This is a genomic window from Stenotrophomonas sp. 704A1 (genome assembly GCF_030549525.1).
Lineage (GTDB): Bacteria > Pseudomonadota > Gammaproteobacteria > Xanthomonadales > Xanthomonadaceae > Stenotrophomonas > Stenotrophomonas tuberculopleuritidis.
This window is the reverse complement of record NZ_CP130831.1, coordinates 2,158,779-2,179,831: the sequence shown is the minus strand read 5'-3', so window position 1 is coordinate 2,179,831 and position 21,053 is coordinate 2,158,779. Positions and strand designations below refer to the sequence as shown.

Annotated in this window: 14 protein-coding genes; 6 read left to right on the top strand and 8 right to left on the bottom strand. The window is 66.9% G+C overall.

Features of this window, described 5'->3' with window-relative positions; genetic code table 11:
* Positions 1 to 54: 54 nt before the first annotated feature.
* A complete protein-coding gene (locus Q5Z10_RS10360) occupies positions 55 to 669 on the bottom strand; it encodes an NUDIX hydrolase (RefSeq protein WP_303638995.1) in 615 nt (204 codons plus the stop codon).
* A 131-nt stretch (positions 670 to 800) separates the two neighbouring features.
* On the opposite strand from Q5Z10_RS10360, the gene Q5Z10_RS10355 reads away from it, so the two are divergent.
* Both Q5Z10_RS10355 and Q5Z10_RS10350 read left to right on the top strand, forming a co-directional pair.
* On the top strand, positions 801 to 2,276 hold the full coding sequence (locus tag Q5Z10_RS10355) for an amino acid permease (protein ID WP_303638994.1): 1,476 nt from the start codon (positions 801 to 803) through the stop codon (positions 2,274 to 2,276).
* Positions 2,277 to 2,359: 83 nt separating this feature from the next.
* On the top strand, positions 2,360 to 3,787 hold the full coding sequence (locus Q5Z10_RS10350) for an amino acid permease (protein ID WP_303638993.1): 1,428 nt from the start codon (positions 2,360 to 2,362) through the stop codon (positions 3,785 to 3,787).
* A gap of 352 nt (positions 3,788 to 4,139) precedes the next feature.
* Here Q5Z10_RS10350 and Q5Z10_RS10345 read toward each other — a convergent pair whose 3' ends face one another.
* A complete protein-coding gene (locus Q5Z10_RS10345; RefSeq protein ID WP_303638992.1) occupies positions 4,140 to 4,514 on the bottom strand; it encodes a hypothetical protein in 375 nt (124 codons plus the stop codon).
* 252 nt (positions 4,515 to 4,766) lie between these two features.
* On the opposite strand from Q5Z10_RS10345, the gene Q5Z10_RS10340 reads away from it, so the two are divergent.
* The 3 genes from Q5Z10_RS10340 to mtnC all read left to right on the top strand — a co-directional run bounded on the left by Q5Z10_RS10340 (position 4,767) and on the right by mtnC (position 6,752).
* A complete protein-coding gene (locus tag Q5Z10_RS10340) occupies positions 4,767 to 5,408 on the top strand; it encodes a methylthioribulose 1-phosphate dehydratase (RefSeq protein ID WP_303638991.1) in 642 nt (213 codons plus the stop codon).
* 87 nt (positions 5,409 to 5,495) lie between these two features.
* The gene (locus tag Q5Z10_RS10335; RefSeq protein WP_303638990.1) at positions 5,496 to 6,053 is read left to right on the top strand and encodes a 1,2-dihydroxy-3-keto-5-methylthiopentene dioxygenase; all 558 of its coding nucleotides are present in this window, start codon (positions 5,496 to 5,498) and stop codon (positions 6,051 to 6,053) included.
* A gap of 3 nt (positions 6,054 to 6,056) precedes the next feature.
* Complete coding sequence (mtnC, locus tag Q5Z10_RS10330) at positions 6,057 to 6,752, top strand: acireductone synthase (RefSeq protein WP_303638989.1); 696 nt, start codon at positions 6,057 to 6,059, stop codon at positions 6,750 to 6,752.
* Positions 6,753 to 6,839: 87 nt separating this feature from the next.
* Here the strand turns inward: mtnC and Q5Z10_RS10325 are convergent, their stop codons facing one another.
* The 6 genes from Q5Z10_RS10325 to Q5Z10_RS10300 form a co-directional block, all read right to left on the bottom strand.
* On the bottom strand, positions 6,840 to 9,458 hold the full coding sequence (locus Q5Z10_RS10325; protein WP_303638988.1) for a beta-mannosidase: 2,619 nt from the start codon (positions 9,456 to 9,458) through the stop codon (positions 6,840 to 6,842).
* Positions 9,459 to 9,536: 78 nt separating this feature from the next.
* Positions 9,537 to 10,763 (bottom strand): AGE family epimerase/isomerase, encoded by a 1,227-nt coding sequence (locus Q5Z10_RS10320; RefSeq protein ID WP_303638987.1) that lies wholly within the window; start codon positions 10,761 to 10,763, stop codon positions 9,537 to 9,539.
* Positions 10,760 to 11,755 (bottom strand): carbohydrate kinase family protein, encoded by a 996-nt coding sequence (locus tag Q5Z10_RS10315; RefSeq protein ID WP_303638986.1) that lies wholly within the window; start codon positions 11,753 to 11,755, stop codon positions 10,760 to 10,762. Before Q5Z10_RS10315 ends, Q5Z10_RS10320 begins: the two co-directional genes overlap by 4 nt.
* A 7-nt stretch (positions 11,756 to 11,762) precedes the next feature.
* Positions 11,763 to 13,076 (bottom strand): L-fucose:H+ symporter permease, encoded by a 1,314-nt coding sequence (gene fucP, locus Q5Z10_RS10310; protein WP_303638985.1) that lies wholly within the window; start codon positions 13,074 to 13,076, stop codon positions 11,763 to 11,765.
* A 59-nt stretch (positions 13,077 to 13,135) separates the two neighbouring features.
* Positions 13,136 to 14,185, bottom strand: a complete 1,050-nt coding sequence (locus Q5Z10_RS10305) for a LacI family DNA-binding transcriptional regulator (protein ID WP_303638984.1) — start codon at positions 14,183 to 14,185, stop codon at positions 13,136 to 13,138.
* Positions 14,186 to 14,281: 96 nt separating this feature from the next.
* Positions 14,282 to 16,756 (bottom strand): GH92 family glycosyl hydrolase, encoded by a 2,475-nt coding sequence (locus Q5Z10_RS10300; RefSeq protein WP_442758950.1) that lies wholly within the window; start codon positions 16,754 to 16,756, stop codon positions 14,282 to 14,284.
* 1,199 nt (positions 16,757 to 17,955) lie between these two features.
* On the opposite strand from Q5Z10_RS10300, the gene Q5Z10_RS10295 reads away from it, so the two are divergent.
* Positions 17,956 to 21,030, top strand: a complete 3,075-nt coding sequence (locus Q5Z10_RS10295; RefSeq protein WP_303638983.1) for a TonB-dependent receptor — start codon at positions 17,956 to 17,958, stop codon at positions 21,028 to 21,030.
* Positions 21,031 to 21,053: the final 23 nt, after the last annotated feature.

Genomic DNA, 21,053 nt, shown 5'->3' with positions numbered 1-21,053 from the left:
CATGGCGCGGCGCGAAGGATGACGGTAGCGCCGGGCCATGCCCGGCGGAACCCATCAGCGTGCCAGCCACCGGCGCGCCATGCGCTGCATGGATGCATCCGATTCCGGATCGGACGCGACTTCGCTCACCGGCCGCCAGGCCAGCGCCAGCGACTCCTCGCTGAGCACGAAGTCCTCGCCGCCCAGCGCCCGGATCACGAAACGCACGTCGTAGTGCCAATGCCCCGGCACGTCCTTGCGTTCCGGAATCCAGTGCTTGTCCAGGTCGAAGATGGCCGGGTCGTCCAGCACCAGCCCGCCCAGGCCGGACTCTTCCTCGGCCTCCTTCAGTGCCACCCGCGCCAGGTCGCGATCACCGTCGGCATGGCCGCCCAACTGCAGCCAGCGCTGCAGTTTGCGGTGGTGGGTGAGCAGCACGCGCGCGCCATCGGCGCTGACCAGCCAGCAGCTGGCGGTGAAGTGACCGGCCAGCCGCTCGCGCAGGAACGGGTCTTCCGGATCGTCCAGCAGTGTGCCGAATTCGGCAGCCAGTGCGTCGTGGGCAGGCTCACGGCGGGCGTAGTCCCGCAGCAGGCCACGCAGGCGATCGTCAAGCACGGCAAGGGTTTCGGCGGTCTGGCTCATGAATGGGCGGGGTCCGGAAAAATACTGCTCATTATCGCCGCTCATTGTTGCGATTGCGCTTGTGCGTTGGCTTCAGCTTTGGCTAAGGTACAGCGGGCCGTTCGCACGGCTTTCACCAACCAGGACCGGCGGCAATGTATCGCCGGCCCCACCCACCGATCTTAGGGAAGTACTGCATGCTGAAAGCTCTGTTGAGGGTCAAGCCGGTCGAGCCGGCCGGGCACGTCGATGCCGGCGAACCCATCGAAGGCAGCCTGGATGGCGAAGCCACGCTGAAACGGACCCTCACGGCGAAACATCTCATCCTGCTGGGCGTGGGTGCGGTGATCGGTGCAGGCATCTTCGTGCTGACCGGCCAGGCCGCCGCCAACCATGCCGGCCCGGCGGTCATGCTGTCCTTCGTCATCGCCGGTTTCGCCTGCGCCCTGGCCGGCCTGTGCTATGCCGAGTTCGCCGCGATGATGCCGGTCTCCGGCAGCGCGTACTCCTACTCCTACGCCACCCTGGGCGAAGGCATGGCCTGGTTCATCGGCTGGTGCCTGGTGCTGGAATACCTGTTCGCCTCGGCCTCGGTCGCGGTGGGCTGGTCGGCCTATCTCATCAGCTTCATCACCACCACCCTGCACATGCCCTTCCCGGACGCGCTCAGTGCGGCGCCCATCGCCTGGACCGGCAGCGAGTTCATCGCCTCGGGCAAGCTGTTCAACCTGCCGGCGGTGCTGATCGTGGCGGCCGTCTCCGGCCTGCTGTACGTCGGCGTCACCCAGTCGGCGTTCGTCAACGCGATCATCGTGGCGATCAAGGTCACCGTCATCTGCCTGTTCATCGGCATCGGCGCGGCGCATATCGATCCGGCCAACTGGCAGCCCTTCATTCCGGACAACACCGGCGTGGCCGGTGAATTCGGCTGGAGCGGCGTGTTCCGCGCGGCCACCATCGTGTTCTTCGCCTACATCGGCTTCGATGCGGTCTCCACCGCCGCCGGCGAAACCAAGGACCCGCAGCGCAACATGCCGATCGGCCTGCTCGGTTCGCTGGCCGTGTGCACCATCGTCTACATCATCGTCTGCGCCGTGCTGACCGGCATGATGCCGTACCACCTGCTGGGCACCGACAAGCCGGTGGCCACCGCGCTGGAACCCTACCCGACCCTGTCCTGGCTGAAGACATTCGTGGAGATCGGTGCCATCGCCGGCCTGTCCTCGGTGGTGCTGGTGATGATGATGGGCCAGACCCGCATCGCCTACACCATCTCCCGCGACGGCCTGCTGCCGAAGTTCTTCGGCAAGGTCCACACCCGCTTCCGCACCCCGTACGTCGCCACCATCGTGGTCGGCGTGATCGCCGCCGCACTGGCCGGCCTGGTGCCGCTGAACGTGCTGGGTGAACTGGTCTCGATGGGCACCCTGCTGGCCTTCGCCACGGTCTGCATCGGCGTGCTGGTGCTGCGCTATTCCAAGCCGGACCTGCACCGCCCGTTCCGCGTGCCGATGGTGTGGATCATCTGCCCGCTCGGCGCGGCCACCTGCCTGTTCCTGTTCTGGCAGGCATTCGTGGTGCACTGGCACCTGTTCGTCGGCTGGACCCTGCTCGGCCTGCTGATCTACCTGGGCTACGGCATCCGCAACAGCAAGCTGGCCAAGTCGCCCTGATCCGCCTACGGGCCGGCCATGCGCCGGCCCGTCCGTTTTCCCCCGCGCGCCGGTTGTGGCGCGCTTCGACAAGACCACCACACATGTTCAAGCAACTGTGGGCCACCAAGCACCCGCATGCCGCCCATGAAGACGCCAACGGCCTCAGCCTGCGCCGCCACCTCGGCCCCTGGGGCCTGACCGCCCTGGGCATCGGCGCGGTGATCGGCGGCGGCATCTTCGTCATCACCGGCCAGGCCGCCGCCAACCACGCCGGCCCGGCCATCATGCTGTCGTTCGTACTGGCCGCCATCTGCTGCGCCTTCTGCGCGCTGGCCTACGCCGAGTTCGCCTCGATGGTGCCGGTCTCCGGCAGCGCCTACACCTATACCTACGCCACCTTCGGCGAGCTCTCGGCGTGGTTCATCGGCTGGATGCTGGTGCTCGAATACGGCGTCTCCGCCTCGGCGGTGGCGGTCAGCTGGACCGGCTACTTCCTCAGCCTGCTCAGCCAGTTCGACATCCATCTACCCGCAGCGCTGGTCAGCGCGCCGCTCGACGCGCAGCTGCGCCCGACCGGTGCGATCGCCAACCTGCCCGCCGCCGCGCTGGTGCTGCTGCTGACCTCGGTGTGCTACGTGGGCATCAGCAAGTCCTCGGCGATGAACATGGCGATGGTCGTGCTCAAGACCGGCCTGATCGTGCTGGTCATCGTGGCCGGCTGGAAGTATGTGGACACCAGCAACTGGACCCCGTTCATTCCGGCCAACGAAGGGCCGGGCAAGTACGGCATGGAAGGCGTGCTGCGCGGCGCGGCCATGGTGTTCTTCGCCTACATCGGCTTCGAGGCGGTGTCGGTGGCGGCGCAGGAGTCGAAGAATCCGCAGCGCGACATGCCGTTCGGCATGATGCTGTCGCTGGTGATCTGCACCGTGCTGTACATCGCGATGGCCGCAGTGATGACCGGCCTGGTGCCGTTCCAGCTGCTGGGCACCGACGAGCCGGTGGTCACCGCCGTGGCGGCACACCCGCAGCTGGGCTGGCTGCGCTGGGTGGTCGAGATCGGCGCGCTGGTCGGCCTGTCCTCGGTGGTACTGGTGATGATCATCGGCCAGCCGCGCATCTTCATGATCATGGGCCGCGACGGCCTGCTGCCGCAGGTGTTCACCAGGATCCACCCGAAGTACCGCACCCCGCACATCAACACCGTGATCACCGGCATCGGCATCGCCCTGCTGGCGGCGCTGTTCCCGCTGGACATCCTGGGTGAGCTGACCTCGATGGGTACGCTGATCGCGTTCGCCGCCGTGTGTGCCGGCGTGCTGATCCTGCGCCGCACCCAGCCGGACCTGCCGCGTCCGTTCCGCATGCCGATGGCGTGGCTGGTCTGCAGCCTGGGCGTGTTGAGCTGCCTGGCGCTGCTGTCGGCGATGACGCTGCACAACTGGATGCTGATGGGCGTGTGGACGTTCGTCGGTTTCGTGATCTATTTCTGCTACGGCTTCAGGCACAGCCGACTGCGGGGGAAATAAGGGGATTTGCATTGCAGGGCCTGCGGCCCTGCACCCGCCTCAGAAGCCGGAGCAACGGCAACAGCGGGCATGAGGGTTTGGCAGGACGGGTTGGGTTCGCGGGGGACGCCGTGAACCCGTCCATGGGGGCTGCTCTGGTTCACGTCCAGGACGTAGCTCCCGACTTCCGGCCGCTGGACGCGACTGCAATTTCCCTCCACGCCGCACTTGTTCTTGTCCTCCTCCCTGCACGTCTCCAGCTTCTACACATAGACGGTTCGCAGGGCCACTTCATTCTTCGCTGGCCACTGTTCCCTCGACGCCGTAGAACAGCAATCGGTCGAGCAGCCGTAGTCGGCTGCGCCCGCCCCGCCTAGCGGCGATTGAACCAGATGAGCTGCTGCTGCCAGCCGGCACCGGCCATGCAGGCATTGAACTCGCTGCTGCGGTCGGACGCGTTGACGTCCACGATGTAACTCTCCTCTTTCGGCATGGGTACCATGTTGTACTTGCCGTCAATGGCGCAGACTTCATCAAGCCTGCAGGGCACCTTGCGGTCCTCGTAGACGGTGCGCGTGGCCACTTCATTCCTGACCGGCCAGTGATCGTCTGCCTGAGCCCTGCAACTCGCGTGGGCGGGGCCGAATGACCGCGCGCCCGCATCCATCTTCACCCATTCCATCGTGCAGCCACTGCTGGCCAGCATGATGCCGATCAGCCCCATCATCCCCATCGCGCGCGTGATCATCGAAGTACTCCTTTCCCTGGCGCTCGCCGGAACTCCTGCGGCACTTCGATGGTGTTTCGCAGCACGAGGGCTGTCCACGACCGGAACCGCTTCCAGCGCGAGCGCAGCTTCCCCCATTCAGCTCGCGCTATGTCTGACTCGATCCAAACCCCGTCCACTAGCTTCGGGCACAACCGCGCCTCGTGTTCGGTGCAACAGCCCAGCGCCACGCCACAGGCCCAGCCATGGGCCGGATCACGTAAAATCGCTCCCATGAACGCCCCCACCTTCCCCTACGACACCGCGCGCCTGAGCGAACTGGCCCAGCTGCTGATCGACAACGTCCGCGAACTGGCCCAGGCCGGCTGGACCCCGGCCACCAGCAGCAACTTCTCCCACCGCCTGGACGACCACCACGCCGCGATCACCGTGTCCGGCAAGGACAAGGGGCGGCTGATCGAGGACGACATCATGGTGGTGGACTTCGACGGCCAGGCCGTCGGCCGTCCGCTGCGCCCCTCCGCCGAGACCCTGCTGCACACCCAGCTGTACCGCCGCTTCCCCGAGATCGGCTGCGTGCTGCACACCCATTCGCCGGTGCAGACCATCGCCTCGCGCCTGTACGCGCCGCAGGGCCACATCCGGGTCGAGGGCTACGAACTGCTGAAGGCCTTTGCCGGCAACAGTACCCATGAGATGGCCATCGACATCCCGGTGTTCGCCAACACCCAGGACATGAACGTGTTGTCGGCCCAGGTTGATGCGCTGCTCGACACGCAGACCCTGTGGGGCTACCTGATCGATGGCCATGGCCTGTACGCCTGGGGCCGGGACATGGCCGAAGCGCGCCGGCACCTGGAAGCGTTCGAGTTCCTGCTGCATTGCGAACTGGAGCTGCGCAAGCTGCGCGGCTGAACCCGCAGCGCAGATTCCCATCTGGAATCTGCGCCCTGCCCCCACCCTGCTACCCTGTCTTCCCCCCGAGACGTTCAAGCTGCCGCCATGAGCCGACTGCGCATCTACGACGACACCCGCCCCGAATCGCCGTTGCTGGACACCCAGGACGGCGTGGTCATCGCTGCCGAACTGCAGAAGATCGGCGTCACCTTCGAGCGCTGGCAGGCCACCGCGCCGGTCGCGCCGGGCGCCAGCCAGGAGGAAGTGTTCGCTGCCTACCGCACCGACATCGACCGCCTGGTGGCCGAGCGCGGCTTCAAGAGCGTGGACGTGGCCTCGATCGCCCCGGACAACCCGAACCGTGCCGAGCTGCGCAGGAAGTTCCTCGACGAACACTTCCACAAGGAAGACGAAGTGCGTTTCTTCGTCGCCGGCTCGGGCCTGTTCACCCTGCACGTGGGCGACAAGGTCTATGAGATCGAGTGCGTGAAGGACGACCTGATCGCCGTACCCGATGGCACCACTCATTGGTTCGACATGGGTGATGAACCGAGCTTCGTGGCGATCCGCTTCTTCACCGAGCCGGATGGCTGGGTCGGTCACTTCACCGGCACCGACATCGCACAGAAATTTCCCCGTTACGTACCCACCCAGGCGTCCTGATCCATGCAGCCCCGCGTCATCCTGACCGATATCGAAGGCACCACCAGCAGCATCTCGTTCGTCAAGAACGTGCTGTTTCCCTATGCCCGCAAGGCGCTGCCCGCGTTCGTGGCCGAGCACGGCCAGCGGCCGGACGTACGCCGCTGGCTGGATGCGGTCGCCGCCGAGATCGGTGGCGCCTGCCAGGACAGCCTGGTGGCCGAGACCCTGCAGGGCTGGATCGACCAGGATCGCAAGCACACGGCGCTGAAGGCGCTGCAGGGGCTGATCTGGGACGAAGGCTACCGCCGTGGCGACTACACCGCGCACTTCTACCCGGAAGTGGCGCCGGTGCTGAAGGGCTGGCATGCCTCGGGCCTGCCGCTGTACGTGTATTCGTCCGGCTCGGTCCCGGCGCAGAAGCTGTTCTTCGGCTTCAGTGATGCCGGTGACCTGAGCCCACTGGTGTCGGGCTGGTTCGATACCGAAATCGGCGGCAAGCGCGAGGCCGACAGCTACCGCCGCATCGTGCAGGCGATCGGCGTGCCGGCCGGCGAGATCCTGTTCCTGTCCGATGTGGTCGAGGAGCTGGATGCCGCCCGCGATGCCGGCCTGCAGACACGCCTGATCGACCGCCTGGACGACTACCCGCTGCCGCGGACCGGCCAGGCCGCCAACGGCCACGAGCGCGTCGAGAATTTCCAGCAGATCCAGCTGTAAGCGCCGCCCCGCTGCGCTCGCCGGGCATGGCCCGGCGCTGGCGCGATCCGGTGAAGGGTAGCGCCGGGCCATGCCCGGCGGATGGCCTCACCGGTCGTTGAGGGTCCTCACCTTCAGCGCGTCGCGCAGCGTCGCCAGGTCCACCGGGCCGCGCACCGTCACGTCGCGGCTCTCACCCGGCAGCAGGTCAAGCAGGTTGTCGTCCACCTGCACATCCAGTGCGCCGAAGTCGATCCAGGCCGCACGCACCAGGCCGGTGCTTTGCAGCCGCAGCCGGTAGTGGTCACCCTCGATGGACAGCGTGCTCTTCAGCGCCTGCCGCGGCAGCTGCTGGTCTTTCGCCTCGACGAACCCGACCACCTGGCGCGCACTCACCCTGCCGTCCTGCAGCAGTTCGAACACCGCCACCGTGCGCTTCGGATCGGCGCCTGCCAGCAGTTCGGCATCGCGGTAGGTCCCGATGTCGGTGACGCCGGCGGCAGCCAGCGTCAGCGCCTGCTCGCGACGGCGCAGTACCTTGCCGTCCACGTCCATCACCCGCAACCGCCAGCGTGCGTCCAGCGCAGCGCCATCGTTGATCAGGCGCACGCGGGTGCTGCCCTGGTCACGCAGTGCGGCCACCGTCACCGGGGCGAAGAAGCGGCGTGCGGCGTAGTGCAGCGCCTTCCAGCGCCCGAAGTAGTCCACGCTGGACCATGACGCGCCCGGCCAGACGTCGTTGAGCTGCCAGTACAGCGAGCCCATCGTGTACGGGCGCGACGCGCGATGGTGCAACGCGGCCAGCGCGATGCCATCGGCCTGCATCACCTGGCTGAGATAGACGAAGTCCTCGAAGTCGCGCGGCGTGCCATAGCCCAGTTCAATGTAATGCAGCAGGCGGCTGTTGCCTTCGCCGGCCATGAACTTCTGGTGCGCACGGATCACCGGGCTGTCGATGCGCTGCTCGGCGCGGGTGGCGATCTGGTCCACGGTTGCCAGCGCCGGCCACGCCTGCAGCCCATACTCGGACATGAAGCGCGGGGTTTCGCGCAGATACGCCTGCACCGGCAGCGCCGGATTGCCCCACACCTGCCAGTAGTGCTTGTCACCGCGGGTCGAGTCGTTGGCCTTCTCGTCCAGATCGTTGCTGGGCGAACTGGACCAGTACGGCACGCCCAACCCTTCCTCGCCCACCACCTGGCGCAGGTCATTGCCGAACAGGTCGACATACCCCTGCCAGACCCTGGCGGCGAAGGCCGGGTCGGCCGCCTTCAGGTCGCGGCCATGGCCCCAGTCTTTCCAGGCGGTCTCTTCCTCGTTGTTGCCACACCACAGCACGATGCTGGGATGGTGGCGCAGCCGGCGCACGTTGTCGCGCGCTTCGGCCACCACGCTGGCGCGGAACGCCGGATCGTAGCCCGGCTGCATGCCGCCGCCGAACATGAAATCCTGCCAGACCAGCAGGCCCAGCTCGTCGGCGATGTCGAAGAACGCATCGTCTTCGTAATAGCCGCCGCCCCAGTTGCGCAGCATGTTCATGTTGGCATCGCGCGCGGCGGTCAGCACCTGGCGCAGGCGTGCGGCGTCTACGCGTGCGGGGAAGGCATCGAACGGAATGACGTTGGCGCCCTTGGCGAAGATCTCCACGCCGTTGATGACGAAGGCAAAGCCCTGCCCGCCCTTGCCGTCCTGCTCGCGGCGCAGCTCGACCGTGCGCAGGCCGATGCGCTGCTCGCGTGCCAGCGTGGCATCGGCGCCATCATCCAGGCGGGCCTTCACGGTGTAGCGGTGCTGTGCACCGTGGCCGACCGGCCACCAGCGCTGCGGCGTGGCCAGTTCGACCGGCAGTTCGACAGCGTTCTGGCCGGGCTTCAACAGCACCGTGCGCTGCACCTGGGCCACGCTGCGGCCCTGCGGATCGTGCACGTCCACATGCACCACCGCCGAGCCCGCCGCCGCGCCCTGCTCCACCTGCAGCATCACCGCCAGCTTCGCTTGCTCCGCACTCAATGCATCGGTGCGCACCGCCAGATCGGTCAGCCGATGCGCATCCCAGGCCTGCAGGTCGACACCCCGCCAGACCCCGGCCGTCACGTAGCGCGGGCCCCAGTCCCAGCCGAAGTGATAGGCCGGCTTGCGTGCGAAGTTGCCGACCATCGCGTCCTTCGGCTCGTCACCGTAGGGCGATGGATAGTTGCCGGCGATCCTGTGCGGCATCGCCTGCACGCCTGGCAGCAGGGTGCGGATGGGGGAACGGAACACGATCTGCAGTTCATTGCCCTTGGCGCGCAGCCGGCCCTCGACCCGTGCCCGCCACGTGCGGTGCGCGTTGTCCGCGCGCAGCAGCGGCTTGCCGTTGAGGGTGACCTCGGCATAGGTATCCAGCCCGTCAAAGCGCAGTTCGGCGTTCGCCCTGGCCAGGGTCGCCGCATCCACGTCGAAGCGCGCGCGGTACTCCCAGTCGGCCAGGCCGATCCATTGCAGTTCGGCCTCGGGTGCGCCCACATACGGATCGCGGATCAGTTCGTGGGCAAGCAGATCGGTATGCACGCTGCCCGGCACCCTGGCCGCGCGCCAGCGCTGCAGGCCCGGATGGGCCGCCCCTTGCGCATCACCGGGCAGCATGCGGAATTCCCACTGCGCCTGCAGAGGCGCCGCAGTGGCCGGGAAGGCGGCTGCGGCGATCAGCAGCAGGAGCAGACGGACAACGAGGGGAAGGCGATGCACGTGAGGCTCCTGTTGTGTTCGCCGGGCGAGGCCCGGCGCTACCGTTTCCGATTCACCATGCGTGTGGCGACACCCGCATCAACGCACGACGTTCAACACTTCGTAGCACGCGCCCATGGTGTGGTAATCCACCTTGCCGGCCGGACTCTTCTCATCGCTGTACTTGCGGTTGTCGGCATCGAGGATGCGGAACCAGGCGCCGTACTGGTGGTCGACGAAGTGCTCCCAGGCGTACGCCCAGATCCGCTCGTACCACTGCCAGTAGCGCTCATCGCCGGTACGCTGGGCCATCAGCGCGGCAGTGGCCAGCGTTTCGGCCTGCACCCAGAAGTACTTGTCGTCGTCGCAGACGAAACTGTCGCCGCCGATCGCCGCGCCGTCCATGCCCGGCTGCCGGCGCGATTCCGGTGCGAAACCGTAGTACAGGCCACCGCGGGTGTCGTCCCAGCTGCGTGCGACGGCGACGTCAAACAGATGTTGCGCGGTCGGCACCAGCCAGTCGGCCTGCACGTGGCGATCCAGGATCAGCAGCAGCTTGGCCCATTCGGTCTGGTGCCCAGGCTGGAAGCCCCACGGGCGGAACAGGTGCTTGGGGTCGTCCAGGTTGTAGTCCCAGTCGATCTCCCAGTTCTCATCGTAGTGCTCCCAGACCAGGCCACCGGCCTTGGCGGCCTGGCGGCGGGTCATGTTGTCGGCCAGCTGCAGTGCGCGCTCCACATAGCGCTGCTCGCCGCTGGCCTCGAACGCGGCCAGCATCGCCTCGCACATGTGCATGTTGGCGTTCTGGCCACGGTAGCCGGTGAAGTTCCACTGGCCATCGGCTTCGTCCCTGTACAGGCCGTGCTGCGGCTCCCAGAAGCGCGCCTCCAGCAGCTGCCAGGTCTCGTCCATCCAGTCGCGGGCCTGCTCGACGCCGGCCTTCAGTGCGCAGCTGTAGGCCAGCAGCACGAACGCCACGCCATAGCAGTGGTTCATGTCGTCCTCGACCTTGCCATCGCGCAGGGTCCAGGCGTAACCACCGGTGGCCGGGTTGCGATGCACCTCGCGCAGGTAGCGCACGCCGTGCTCCACCGCGTCGCGGTACTCGGCGTTGCCGAACTCGCGGTAAGCCATCGCGTAGTTGAAGACGAAACGGGTGCTGCTGACCAGGTGGCGATGGCTGGCATCGTAGATGCTGCCGTCATCACGGAAGTAATGGAAGAAGCCACCATCCGGGTCGATGCAGCGCGGGTGGTAGAACGCCAGGGTGTCGGCGATGTGTGCGCGCAGGAACGCGGGCGAACGGAAATCGGGCGAGGGGCTCATGCGGTAATGTCCTGTGCCTGCAGCAGCTGCTGCACTTCATCGAGCGAGGGCATCGCGGCGAACGCGCCCTTGCGGGTAACCGCCAGCGCACCGACCGCGGCGCCGAAGCGCAGCGTGGCGGTGATCGCCTCCGGGTCCTGGCAGAAGGCGGCGAAGCCTGCACCGGCCCCGCCGCGCTCCAGCAGGCCGACCAGCACGCCACCGACGAAGGCATCGCCGGCCGCCGTGGTGTCGACCGTGGCCACGCGGAAGCTGGTGACCGTGCCGTGGTTGTCGCGGGTGTACCAGTGCAAGGTGGCCGCACCATCGGTGACGATCACCCAGCGCGCCTGCGCGGCCAGCAGGCGTCGCAGCACCCGCACTTCGCCGTCATCGCCGAGCGGCGCGGCCAGATAGTCCAGCTCCTCGCGCGACAGCTTGACCAGGTCGGCCCGCTCCAGCGCCTGCCACAGGCGCGGCGTCGGGTCCTCGTTCGCCGGCCACAGGGCCGGGCGCAGATTCAGATCGAGGCTGACCACCGCACCGGCAGCGCGGGCGCGCTCCATGCCGGCAAAGGTCGCCTCGGCAATGGCCGGTTCGGTCAGGCTGTTGGAGCAGACATGGAAGCACTGGGTGCTGTCGAAACAGGCGGACTGGAAGTCGCTGTCACGGAACAGCAGGTCGGCCGCCGGCGGACGATAGAAGCTGAAGCTGCGCTCGCCCGTTGCATCCAGCGCCACGAAGGCCAGCGCGGTCTTGGCCGCATCGGTGCGCGCGATGTAATCGGTGCCGACACCATGCTCGACCAGGCTGTCGGCCAGGAAGTCACCGAACATGTCACGGCCGAGCATGCCGACGAACTGGGTCTGCGCGCCCAGCCGTGCAGCCGCCACCGCCACGTTGGCCGGCGCACCGCCGGCATACTGCAGGAACGCGCGCGGGGTATCGGCCGAAGCCGGTGGCTGCGCTAGTAGATCGATCAAAATTTCGCCGAAGCAGACGATGGCACCCATTCCGGACTCAGCCTCCCTGCGTTGCGGAAGCCGGCGTACGTGCGCCGACCAGTCCGTAGAAGATGATGTAGCCGTAGCACAGCAGCGGCAGGATGAAGCTGGCCTGCACGCCGATGTGGTCGGCCAGCACGCCCTGCAGGTACGGCACCACGGCACCGCCGACGATGGCCATGATCAGCAGGCTCGAACCCTTGTTGGTCAGCGGCCCCAGGCGCTCGATGCTCAGTGCGAAGATGGTCGGGAACATGATCGAGTTGAACAGGCCGATCGCCACCACCGAATACAGCGCGATGCTGCCGGAGGTCAGCATGGTCGTGGCCAGCAGCGCCACGTTGACCAGCGCGAAGATCGCCAGCAGGCGGCTGGGCGAGAAGCGTGCCAGCAGCGCCGAGCCGGCGAAGCGGCCGATCATCGCCATCGTCCAGTAGGCCGACACGTAATGGGTGGCTTCCTGTTCGCTGAAGCCCCCGATGGTGGGCATCGACAGGTAGTTGACCAGGAAGCTGCCGATCGACACTTCGGCACCCACATAGAAGAAGATGCCCAGCACGCCCAGCAGCAGGTGGCGCTTGCGCAGCGCATCCAGGTAGCTGTGGTGATGGCCCTGGTCGGCCTGTTCGGTGGCATCGCTCAATGCCGGCAGGCGGAACAGGAACACGAACAGCGCCAGCAGCACCAGCGCCACCGCCAGGCCCACGTACGGGCCCTGCACTGCCTGTGCCTCGGCGGCGCGGTAAGCCAGCTGTTCGGCGGCCGGCAGCGCGGCGATGTCATCGGCGCTCTTGACCGTGTTGGACAGGATCAGCATGCCGCCGAAGATCGGCGCGATGGCGGTGCCCAGCGAGTTCAATGCCTGTGCCAGGGTCAGCCGGCTGGAGCTGGTCTGCTCCGGACCGAGCAGCGCAACGTAGGGATTGGCAGCGACCTGCAGCACGGTGATGCCGGTGGCCAGCACGAACAGCGCGCCGAGGAAGGCGCCATAGACGCGCAGCTCGGCGGCGGGCCAGAAGCCCAGCGCACCGATGCCGGCGATCACCAGGCCGGCGACGATGCCCTTCTTGTAGCCCAGCGCGGCCACCAGCCGGCCCGCTGGCAACGACATCAGGAAATAGGTGCCGAAGAAGGTGAACTGCACCAGCATCGCCTTGGCGTAGTTCAGCTCGAACACCGCCTTCAGATGCGGGATCAGGATGTCATTGAGGCAGGTCAGGAAGCCCCACATGAAGAAGATCGTGGTGACCACGGCCAGGGCCTTGCCGTTGGTGACGGCAGGTGCGTTGCCCGAAGAACCCGAGGGACGGGGCGTTGCGGAGATCGGCATGCGGTACGCGCCTCGATGCGCGGAAGGTCGTTGTTGCGTGGAAGGGTATGTGGAAGGAATCAGGTCGGTCGCGCGGCACTGCTTTCGCGGATGCGCAGCTGCACGGGCGCGACCGTGCGCCGCGGCGGCGCATCCGGTTCGTCCAGCCGCTGCAGCAGCAGCGCGGCCGCTTGCCGGCCACGCTCACGCGGATCGGCGGTGAGCGTGGTCAACGGCGGCACCGCAACCGACGCCTCGGAAATGTCATCGAAACCGGTAACGGCGAAATCACCGCCTGGACGGATGCCGCGCGAGTTCAGCCCCAGCATCAGTCCCAGCGCCACGGTGTCGTTGTAGCAGACCGCCGCGCTCGGGCGGTGGCCATCGACGAACAGCTCATCGGTGCGCGCGGCGGCCTCCAGCCGGTTCGGCGCCGATTCGATCATCCAGCCCGGCGGCAGTGACAGCCCGGCCTCGGCCAGCGCCTGCTGGAAGCCGGCACGGCGCTGGTGGCAGGAACTGGAGGCGGCATGACCGCCGAAGAAGGCGATCTGCCGATGGCCGCGTTCAATCAGGTGGCGGGTGGCCAGGTACGCACCGTGCTGGTTGTCCAGGGTCAGGAAGTCCCAGTCGGCGCCTTCCAGTTCGCGGTTGAACAGCAGCACGTTGGCCGTGGCGCCCAGCGCCTGGCGCAGCAGCGTCGCATCGCTGCCTTCGGCGGGCGAGAGGATCAGCCCGGCAGGGGTGTGCTCCATCAGCGTCGACAGCACCGCCTGCTGGCGTTCCGGCGATTCGCCGGTGCTGCCCAGCAAGGTTACATAGCCGCGGCCCCCCAGCGCTTCGTCCACGCCCGAGGCGAATTCGGCGAAGAACGGGTTGGACAGGTCGTTGATCACCAGCGCGATGCTGGACGAGGTCCGCCGCCGCAGGTTGGCCGCTGCGCGGTTGTAGACGTAACGCTGGCGGCGCAGTTCGGCCTCGACCCGGGCCCGCGTATCGACATTGACCAGCGGGCTGCCGCGCAGCACCAGCGACACGGTCGCGCGCGAAACGCCGATGGCACGGGCGATGTCGGTCACCGTCACCGCCTTGCCGGAACGCTTGCTGGAACTGTCGCCGTTGTCGTTCATCGTCTTCCCGGACTCCGCTGGAAGCTCAAGCCTAATGGATCAGGGCCCTGTCGTGCCGTGCCGTTCGCTGGGTCACCGCGAACGGCACAGTCCGTCTCAGCGCAGCTGGCTGCCCGGTGCCGCGCACCAGGACACCGGCAGGTCCTTCACCGCCGTACCCCAGCCCTGCTCCGGTGCCTTCGCATCGAGCGCGAAGTGCAGGCGCGGGCCCTGCTGCAGGCGGTTCCAGTCCAGCCACACCGGGGCGTGCGCCTGGCCGTCGACCTGCACGCCCTGCACGTACTGCAGGCGGCGGCCATCGGCGCCCGGCGCGTCGATGCGCAGGGTGCGGCCGTTGCCCAGCTCCACCTCCACCTTGCTGAAGCGCGGCGTGTGCAGCAGGAACTGGCCGCTGCCCGGCACCGCCGGGTACACGCCGATCGCACTGAACAGGTACCAGGCCGACATGGTGCCGAGGTCGTCGTTGCCGGTCACGCCATTGGGCGCATTGGTGAACAGCTGCTGCGCGGCACGCACCACGGCGGCGGTCTTCCACGGCTGGCCGATCAGCGTGTACAGCCACGGCGCGTGCAGGTCCGGCTCGTTGTTGGGGTTGTAGCGGAACTGGTTGTAGTAGCTGTACGGCCCCACCACCCACTCGCGACGCGCGGCGGTGAGCGGATCGGCCTGCAGCGCGTCCATCGCGAAGAACGCATCCAGGCGGCGCCCCGCCTGTTCGCGGCCGTCCATCGCATCGACCAGGCCCGGCACGTCCTGCTGCGCCAGCCACTGGTACTGCCACGCCGTGCCTTCATGGAAGCCGTGGTGCGAGCGCGGGCTGTAGTGGCCATCGGCCGGGGTGTACCACTGGCCGTCCTCGGTGCGCGGGCGCGGGAACCCGGTGAAGCCGGTCTCGGCGTCACGCACCTGCGGATCCCAGACCTTGCGCCAGTTGCGGCCACGCTCGCGCAGCGTCGCCGCGTCCTGCGCGTGGCCGAGGCCATCGGCCATCTGCGAGAGCGCACAGTCGGCCAGCGCGTACTCCAGCGTCGCCGAGCCGCCGTGGTGCGGATCGACATCCATGCCCTTGGACGGGAACGCACGGTCGTAGACCACGTAGCCCTTGTCCAGATAGGTCGGGTTGCCGGAGCGGCCGGCCATCCGCGAGATCAGCGGCGGCGTACCGAAGGCGTTGCGGCGCAGCGCATCCCACGCCTGCGATTCGCGGCCCTTGAGCGCACCGAAGCGCCACAGGTCGACCATGAACGGCGTGACCGGATCGCCGGTCATGATGTTGGTCTCGAAGTTCGCATAGCCCCAGCGCGGCAGCCAGCCCCCCTGCGCGTCGATCGCCAGCAGGGTGCGGCCGATGTCACGCGCCACGTCCGGGCGGGTCAGTGCCAGCCACTGGTTCTGCGCGCGGTAGGTATCCCACAGCGAGAAGTACTCGTAGTACGTCCAGCCCTCGGCACGATGGATGCCATCGTCATAGCCGCGGTAGCGGCCGTCGGCGTCGTTGCCGGTCATCGGCTGCAGCAGTGCGTGATAGACCGCGCTGTAGAACACGGTGCGATCGTCGGCGGTGCCGCCCTGCACGCGCACCCGGCCCAGCTGCTCGCGCCAGGACTGCTGGGACAGCGTGCGCATGCGGTCGAAACCGAGCAGCGCGCCCCCCTGCATGCCCTCGGCGCGCAGGTTGCTGCGCGCGCCCTCGGCATCCACATGCGAGATCGCACTGACGGCCGTCACCGACTGCCCCTTGGCCAGATCGAAGCTGAGCCAGGCGCCGTTCGGCTTCTGCTCGCCTTCCATGCTGTGCCGCGCGCCCGGCAGGCCACCGCCCTCGCCCCAGGTGCCGTGCGCCTTGAACGGACGGTCGAACTCGATGCGGAACCAGGTGGTGTACTGATGGCCGCCGCAGAAGCTCTTGGTGACCAGCTTGCCCTCGACCACACGGTCGCCGACCACATCGACCACGCTGCCGATCACCGAATGGCGCTCGTTGGCCTGGCCGACGTTGACCAGCACGTGGCCATCGCCGCTGCGCTGGCTGAAGGTGTAGCGCTCGGCCGCCGCGCGGGTACGTGCGGTGGCCTCGGCGTCGATGCCGCCGTAGCTGGTCAGGCGCACCTTGTAATAGCCCGCCTGGCCGACCTCGCCCTCATGGGTATAGGAGGCGGCATAGGCCTTGTGGTCGAACGTCTTCGCGTTGCCGGTATCGAAATCGCCGCCCGGGCCGATCGAACCGGTCACCGGCAGTACCGACACCTGGCCGCCCTGCTCCCAGCACCCGGCGCCGGAGATGAACGAATGACCGAACCCACGGATCTTCTCGTCGTCATAGCGCCAGCCCGAATAGTGGCTGCCGATCGGGCTGACCTGGATCAGGCCGAACGGTGCCGACGCCCCCGGGAAGGTATTGCCGTCGTCCTTGCTGCCGATGAAGGTATTGACCTCGCGCTCCAGCGCGGCCGGCGCGGCCTGCGCGGCCTGCAGCAGCACCGGCATGGCCGCCAGGGCCAGCAGGCAGGTCACGCGCAGCAGCGGGCGCGAGGTCGATGGGACAGCGGGAGCGGACGGCACTGGACGCATGTCGGGTTCCTGTAGTCGATGACGCAGAGGCAGACGGCCCGGGGCCGTCCGGCAGCCTCCCGCTGAGCCCCACCGTGACCGGCAGAGTTCCCCCTGGAATGACGCCCGACCCACCTGACCGTGAATTTAGATCGATTCAAGTAGAGCATGCAGGTTCAGCCGAATGCATTCTGCGGCGCAGCATGAGGGGGTGTTCGGCAGGGCTGCGCCCTGCTCCTGCCGAAGCCGAAGCAACAGCAAAAAGCCGGCTGTCCGTGGGATGGCGGGTGGGTCCGGTTGCGGGAGACGCCGTAAACGCATGCATGGGGGCTTGGGCGCGGCATTCATGCCGCGGACACTCCCGCAACCGGCCCCCCCCGCCTTCGACAGTTTTTCGCGATCTGCGTAGATCCACGCCATGCGTGGATCAATCTCTGACAGATAACGAAATCAATCGGGGTCAGATCGGTTTTCCAACGGAAAACGGATCTGACCCCATGACCCCACGTGATTCCAGGGCCCATCCCACCGTCACCAGGAAACTGTCAAAGGCGGGGCGGTGTGGGTTGGCAGGACCGTTGGCGCCATGGGCCCGAGGCATGCCTCGGGCGGGTTGGGCAGGACGCCCAACCCCGGTCTTGCCGTGTGCGCAGGACAGCGCACACGAGCAAGGCGCCATTGAGCCCCCAGGGGTGAGGGCGCTTTGCTTGCGAAGCACTGCTTCGCAAGCGCCCGAACGCACAGCCGCCAGCGGCTGGGCCGGTCTGGGGGTTTACGGCGTGTCCTGCCAGCCCACACGGCCCCGCCAAACCAGCTGAAAACCAGAGCCGCTCTGGCTCTGGCTTCGGCTCTGGCTTCGGCTCTGGCTTCGGCCTGGCTTCGGCGGGTGCAGGGCGCAGCCCTGCCGACCCACCCTCCCCTGCGCACGAAAACGTTTCCACTGTTTTCAGCAAACCGTCATCCCTTCGCCACACCAGTACCATATTGCGCAGCAGCATGCGCCCACGGGCGACCCATGCTAAAAATCGCCCGCCCATCGCTTAGATCGATCCAAGACGACGTTGCGATGGCCGGGAGTTGGGGGAGCAGCAACAGGACGTACCAGGCCACGTGCGCGGTGCTACTGCCACTGCATGGCGACAGCGACAAAGTCACTTCAAATTAGATCGATTCAAGTTGTCCGTGCCACGTCACCGGATCAATCCAGGAGAGAGGGAGAGATGGGAATGAAGCATTCAACACGCACGCATGGCCAGGACGCATTGTCGTTGGCCATCGCGCTGGCGCTGGCCGCCGCCGTCCTGCCGGCCGGCGCCGCTGCACAGCAGGCCACGCCGGCCGCAACGCCCGATGCCACCACCTTGGACAGCGTCCAGGTCACCGGCTACCGCTACGCCATCGAGAAGAGCCTGCAGCAGAAGCGCGATGCCAATGCGGTGGTCGAGGTCATCACCGCCGAGGACGTCGGCAAGTTCCCCGACAAGAACGTGGCCGACGCCCTGCAGCGTGTGCCCGGCGTGGTCATCACCCGCAGCGGCGGCGAAGGCAAGTCAGTCAGCGTGCGCGGTCTGGCGCCGGACCTGACCCTGACCCAGTTGAACGGCAACTACGTCGCGTCCTCGGAAACCAACAACGAGGCCACCCGCTCGTTCAACTACACCCTGCTGCCGTCGAACATGCTGTCCAGCGCTGAGCTGTTCAAGTCGCCCGAGGCGCGCATCGACGAAGGCGGCATCGGCGGCACGGTCATCCTGCATACCCGCCGCCCGCTGGAGATGGAAGCCAACTCCGGCTACGTCAACCTGGAAGGCACCACCTCCGACACCAGCCACGACATCGATCCGCAGGTCTCGGCGCTGTACTCCTGGCACAGCAAGGACGAGCGTTTCGGCGTGCTGGTCGGCGTCACCCAGCAGAAGCGCACCAGCCGCACCATGGAGACCAGCACCGAGGACTACCAGTGGTACGGCAACAACACCACCGCGCGTGATGCCAACGGCAACCTGCTCGAGCAGGATGGCATCCACTACTGGTGGGGCCAGTCCGGCTTCAACAACCAGGCGGGGCAGAACTACAGCGAGTTCTTCATGCCGACCTCGGTGAACTTCGCGGTGAAGGAAGAGGAACGCGAGCGCAAGGGTGGCCAGTTCACCTTCCAGTTCAAGCCGATCGACAACCTGACCCTGACCGCCAACTACTTCCGCTTCGAGCTGCAGGGTGACTACACCCAGAACATGCTGAAGGTGCCGGAGTGGAACCTGGCGCGTTACAACGGCGACGGCAACTGGGCCGGCGGACGCCTGCTCAACGGCCTCACCTTCGATCCCAGCGGCAGCATCGTCACCGGTGCGCAGTACGAAAAGCTGGCCGGCAAGACCTACTACTGCAGCGAAGACCAGGCCGCCGCGGCCGGGCTGCCGCCGGGTGGCTGGGGGCCGGACGACTGCACCATCCCGACCCCGCAGCTGACCGGTGGCTACAGCCGGGAAAAGGCGCTCTCGCAGACCGCCGACCTGACCGTGGACTGGGACATCAGCCCGCTGTGGAAGGCCAGCTTCACCGGCGGCCGTACCTGGTCCAAGGGCGGCCCGTCGATGAACTTCCGCATGTCGGCCAAGCCGCGCCGCAAGGTCGGCGACCAGTGGCTGGCAGGCAACCAGTACACCGCGTGGGACCTGACCGGCACGCCGTCGCTGACCGTCTCGCCGGACCTGCAGCAGCAGTTGATGGCCGGCGTCGCCGAAGTCGATACCGGCTCCACCGATTCGTCGTGGATGCAGACCGAGGTCAAGCAGAACTACTTCCAGGCCGACGTCACCAAGCTGTTCGAAGCGGGCTGGCTGGACTCGATCCAGTTCGGCGCCAAGTACCGTGACGGCAAGGTCCATCGCAACACCGGCAACACCTACTGGGTGTGCCAGGGGCTGGATCCGTCCGACTACGACAACAACCGCTACCAGGCCGGGTGCGACCCGACCGCCGGTGACGCGCAGCCGGGCTTCTTCCTGTCCAATCCGATCAGCAACATCGCTGGCGGCTTCAACGCCAATGTGTTCCCGGGCATCAACTACCCCGCCTACATCGACTATCTGAACCAGACCTACGGCGGCTCGCACAACCGCACCGAGGAAGACTTCGTCTACGACGTCAACGAGAAGATCTATTCGGGCTACTTCCAGGCCAACTTCCGTACCGAGCGCGTGCGCGGCAACGTCGGCGTGCGCGTGGTGCGCACCAAGCAGTTCGCCCAGTCCAGCGATTCGGTGGAGCGCTTCAACGACTACTTCGTGGACAACGCCGCCGGCGCGCCGATGAGCTGCGATGATCCGGCCGCCGACCCGAACCTGCGCTGCCAGGGCGGTTTCGTGCGCCTGCCGGACAACCAGGTGCGCGACAAGGTATATACCCTCAGCTCGCTGGAAAAGACCTATACCGACTTCCTGCCGAGCTTCAACATCGCCTGGGACATCACCGACAACCTGGTGCTGCGCGGCGCGGCCTCGAAGGTGATCGCGCGGCCGGGTTACACCAGCATCGCCTACCCCGGCGGCCTGAACTACATCAGCGAGGAATACAGCAACGACCGTCGCGTCGCCGGTGGCACCGACACTCCGGGCTGGTACGGCTCGGGCAGCAACAAGGCGCTGGAACCGTTCAAGGCGGTGCAGTTCGACCTGGGCCTGGAGTGGTACTTCAAGCCCGGCTCGGTGGCCGGTGTGGCCCTGTTCCGCAAGAACGTGGACAACTTCACCGTGCCGGTGGTGCGTGATCAGCAGATGACCGTCGGTGGTGAGACGGTGACCGTGCAGAAGTACAGCACCGAAGCCAATGGCCGCGATGGCGTGTCGCAGGGCGTGGAACTGTATGGCCAGTACACCTTCGACTTCGGTCTGGGCGTGCAGGCCAACTACACCTACAACGACACCAACCTGGCCTCGATCGTGCTGGATGGCGAAGCGATCGGTTCCTCGCCGCTGGTCGGCAGCGCCAAGAACCAGGCCAACGTCACCGTGTTCTACGAGAACGAGAAGTTCCTGGCCCGCGCCTCGTACAACCGCCGTGGCGAAGTGGTCGGTGGCCTCAACAACGGCCTGACCACCTACACCAAGCCGTACAGCCAGCTTGACCTGAACGTGGCCTACAACATCACCGCGGACTGGACCGTCACTGCGGCGGTGCTCAATGCCACCAAGTCCGAACTGCGCAGCTATATCGGCAACGACAGCCAGGCCCGCCTGCTGTCCAACCTGTATGCCGGCCGCCAGCTGTATTTCGGGGTGAACTGGAAGTTCTGAGGCCGCTCCTGGAATCCGCCGGG